The following is a 3,739-nucleotide window of genomic DNA, read 5'->3' as shown; positions in this document are numbered from 1 at the left end:
AAGCAGCTGGCCGACCTGGATGTCGCGGTGCTCGAGCAGCTGGTTGCCGGCTCGATAGCCGCCGTGAAGCGCCGGTACGGATGACGTCCGGCATCGGGACTGAAGTCCCTCCCACAGGGGCGGGTGGCGTCACCAATCGGTGGGGCGGTAGTCCTTGAGGAACTGGCCCCAGGCGTGATGACCGGTGTTGAAGCCGTCGATGATCGGGTCGACGATGCGCGCGGCGCCGTCGACGATGTCCAGCGGCGGATGGAAGCGCTCTTCCTTGGTCTTGCGCGCCGCGATCTCCACCGGGTCTTCGTCGGTGATCCAGCCGGTGTCCACGGCGTTCATGTGGATGCCGTCGCCGTGGTAATCGGCGGCCGAAGTGCGCGTCATCATGTTCAGCGCGGCCTTGGCCATGTTGGTGTGCGGGTGGCGCGTGGTCTTGAAGTTGCGGTAGAACTGACCCTCCATCGCCGACACGTTGACGATGTGCTTGTCGCGCTCGGGCGTGCGCAGCATCAGCGGCTTCAGGCGCGCGTTGATGATGAAGGGCGCCACGGCGTTCACCAGCTGAACCTCCAGCAGTTCCACCGCCGGCACTTCGTGCAGCAGCAGGCGCCAGGAGTTGCGGCCGCGCAGATCCACCTGCTGCAGGTCCTGGTCCAGGCGACCTTCCGGGAACAGGTGCTTCTGGCCCAGCAGCTCCTCGGCCAGCAGCGGCACCTGCGACAGCTCCGCCGCGCGCGTGATGCCGGGCGCGGCGAGGCCGCTCACCAGGGTCTGTCCACCCGGCAGGATGTCGCCGGCGCGCACGCCTTCGTAGCTGCCCAGCAGCTTGCGCACGTGCTCGGGCATGTCGCCGTGGGCGGCGGTTTCACCGGCCATCATGTGCGAATAGAACTCCGGCGGACGGCGCACCGTCTGGCAGGCGTTGTTGACGATGAAGTCCAGCCGGTCGCGCGTTTCCACCAGCTGCTGGCAGAAGGCTTCCACGCTGGGCGTGTGGCGCAGGTCCAGGCCGAACACTTCCAGGCGGTGACCCCACTCGCCGAAGTCAGGCTCTTCCGCATAGCGCGCGGCCGAGTCGCGCGGGAAGCGCGTGGTGACGATCAGCGACGCGCCGGCGCGCAGCAGCTTCAGGCCGGCCTGGTAGCCGATCTTGACGCGGCCGCCGGTCAGCAGCGCCACGCGCCCGGTGAGGTCGGCGGTTTCGGTGCGCTTGTGGAAATTGAACTCGCCGCAGGCCGGGCACATCTGGTCGTAGAAGTGGTGGATGCGCCGGTACTTTTCCTTGCACACGTAGCAGTGCTGCAGCTCAATGGACTCGCGCGCGGGCTCGTCGGTGATCTGGTCCACCGGCGCCTGGGACGGCGGGAAATAGTTGGGCGTGGTGAATACCGGCTTGCGTCGCAGCTCGCGGATGCCGGTGGCGTTGAGCACCGCGTCGTCCTGCTGGTTCTTGTGCGCGACCTGTTCACGCCTGCGCTCGCGGCGCAGCTTGCGGTGGTGGATGGGGTCGGGGTTGTGGAAGCGGTGCACGGCGGCCTTCAGGCGCTTGCTGTCCTCCACGGGCAGGGTGTCGAGCAGCGCCTTGTCGGCGGCCACGGTTTCCAGAAGCTCGGCGGCGGCACGCAGGCGTTCGAGCAGCGAGTCGGCGCCGCTGCCGGCGTCGGAAGGGGGATTGGACATGGGTCGGGGTCTTTGGACGCGGTCAGGGCCGCAGGCGGCCATTGTCCCAGACACGGGGCAGCGGGGCGATTCCGGGCGAATTTCTGTCGCTTGCTATTTAATAGTGCACTATATACTCTGCCGGCATGACAAGCCCCCGCACCCCCGCCAACGCCCCGGCGCTGAGACTGCTGGACGACCAGCTCTGTTTCGCGCTGTATTCGACCGGGCTGGCGATGGCCAAGGCCTACCGCAAGCCGCTGGCGGCGCTGGGCCTGACCTACCCGCAGTACCTGGTGATGCTGGTGCTGTGGGCCGGCGACGACCTGACGGTGTCCGAAATCGGCGAGCGCCTGTTCCTGGATTCGGCCACCTTGACGCCGCTGCTGAAGCGGCTTGAAACGGCCGGCCTGGTCACACGCACCCGCGCGCGCCGGGACGAACGCCAGGTGGTGATTGCGCTGTCGCCCGCGGGCCGCGCCCTGAAGGCCAAGGTGCCCAAGCTGCAGCACGGCATCTTCTGCGCAACGGGCTGCAACGCCGATGAACTGCTTGCCACCAAGACCCAGCTCGAAACCCTGCGCGCCAACCTGCTTGCGCAGGCATGAAGCGCGCGTCCCCGCCACAACCCCCCTGCCACAGGAGATCCACCATGTCGCTCGAAAAAGTCCTCTACCGCGCCACCGCCACCGCCACCGGTGGCCGCGACGGCCGCGCCACCTCGGCCGACGGCGCCATTGACCTCACGCTCAGCACCCCGCGCGAACTCGGCGGCGCCGGCGGCGCCGGCACCAATCCCGAGCAGATGTTCGCCGCCGGCTATTCGGCCTGCTTCATCGGCGCCCTGAAGGTTGTCGCCGGCAAGGCGAACATCGCCCTGCCTGCCGAAACGTCGATCACCGGCGTCGTAGGCATCGGTCCGATCCCGGCCGGCTTTGGCATCGAAGTCGAGCTGAAAGTGTCGATCCCCGGGCTTGATCGCGCGCAGGCGGAGCAGCTGGTGGAAGCGGCGCACAAGGTCTGCCCGTACTCCAACGCCACGCGTGGCAACGTCGACGTCACCCTGACCATCGTCTGACGCCTGCGGGGCGGCGCAGACCGGGCTCAGGCCCGGGGAATGTGCCCCAGGCGCAGCTTCTGGCGGCGGCCGCCCCGACCCAGGCGCAAATAGCCGCCGCCCGCCACCACGCCCGGGCCCGCCCGCGTGGCCAGGATGAACTCCGCGCGCGGGCTGACCGGCCCGAACCGGAAGCGGCCTTCGTGGTCGGACGTCACCACCTCCAGCGGCGTGTCGGTGGGCACCGCCACAAACTCCTCGGGCCCCCGGCCCGGGTGCAGCTCCACCCGCAGCCCGGGCAGCGGGCGGCCCGAGGCCGAGTCCACCACCACGCCGCTGACCACCGTGCGCTGATGGTGCCGGCGCCACGCCGCCATGGCGATGGCGAACAGGAAGAGGGCGACGACCAGGGCGTTGGACATGCGGCGATTGCAGCACTCCGCCGGGCGAAAGGAAAGTCTTGCCCGGGCGCGTCTCGCCCACGGGACGGTTCAGGCGTTCTGCACGATCACCGCCTGCGGGCTGCAGGTGTCCTGCGGTTAATGCGGTGGCGCCTACAGTGGTTCCCATTGCGCCAATCGGCGCATCGCCAAAGGAGCCAGCAAATGGACAACATCCCCACCGGAACATGGATCGTGGTTGCAGACGGTGCAGGTGCACGCGTGTTCACCAACATCGGCGACGAAAAGAAGCTGACCCTGCGCCAGGACGACCTGCTGTCCCAGGACGACGCCGACGGCGGCCCGGGCAAGGTGCCGAAGGAACAGTCCGACGCCGACCTGGGCGAAGCGGCCTTTTCACACCAGCTGGCCCATCGCCTCAATGCCGCCGCGCTCAAGAACCAGTTCGCGCACTTGGTGCTGATCGCCGACCCGCAGTCGCTGGGCCGCATCCGCCCCCTGCTGCACAAAGAAACCCAGTCGCGGCTGTTGCGTGAGCTGGGCAAGACCATGACCAATGCTCCGCTGGAAGATATCCAGCGCTCGCTGGCCTGACCGGCTGAAACAAAAAAGGGGGCCGCGTCCTGCG

At 68.3% G+C, this 3,739-nt stretch carries 5 protein-coding genes; 3 read left to right on the top strand and 2 right to left on the bottom strand.

All coding sequences use genetic code 11. The features are described from left to right. Positions 1 to 129: 129 nt before the first annotated feature. A complete protein-coding gene (locus tag K0M70_RS10430; protein ID WP_290781805.1) occupies positions 130 to 1,674 on the bottom strand; it encodes an SDR family oxidoreductase in 1,545 nt (514 codons plus the stop codon). Positions 1,675 to 1,799: 125 nt separating this feature from the next. On the opposite strand from K0M70_RS10430, the gene K0M70_RS10425 reads away from it, so the two are divergent. Both K0M70_RS10425 and K0M70_RS10420 read left to right on the top strand, forming a co-directional pair. Then, the gene (locus K0M70_RS10425; RefSeq protein ID WP_290781804.1) at positions 1,800 to 2,261 is read left to right on the top strand and encodes a MarR family transcriptional regulator; all 462 of its coding nucleotides are present in this window, start codon (positions 1,800 to 1,802) and stop codon (positions 2,259 to 2,261) included. Positions 2,262 to 2,305: 44 nt separating this feature from the next. Further along, positions 2,306 to 2,731 (top strand): organic hydroperoxide resistance protein, encoded by a 426-nt coding sequence (locus K0M70_RS10420; protein WP_290781803.1) that lies wholly within the window; start codon positions 2,306 to 2,308, stop codon positions 2,729 to 2,731. Between the two features lie 26 nt (positions 2,732 to 2,757). Here the strand turns inward: K0M70_RS10420 and K0M70_RS10415 are convergent, their stop codons facing one another. Continuing rightward, positions 2,758 to 3,132, bottom strand: a complete 375-nt coding sequence (locus K0M70_RS10415) for a carboxypeptidase-like regulatory domain-containing protein (protein WP_290781802.1) — start codon at positions 3,130 to 3,132, stop codon at positions 2,758 to 2,760. A 183-nt stretch (positions 3,133 to 3,315) separates the two neighbouring features. On the opposite strand from K0M70_RS10415, the gene K0M70_RS10410 reads away from it, so the two are divergent. Then, positions 3,316 to 3,705 (top strand): host attachment family protein, encoded by a 390-nt coding sequence (locus tag K0M70_RS10410; protein ID WP_290781801.1) that lies wholly within the window; start codon positions 3,316 to 3,318, stop codon positions 3,703 to 3,705. The last annotated feature ends 34 nt before the right edge of the window (positions 3,706 to 3,739 follow it).

This window comes from Arenimonas sp. (assembly GCF_019459675.1).
Classification (GTDB): domain Bacteria; phylum Pseudomonadota; class Gammaproteobacteria; order Xanthomonadales; family Xanthomonadaceae; genus Arenimonas.
Note: the sequence above shows the minus strand (reverse complement) of the source record. Positions and strands in the feature narration are given on the sequence as shown.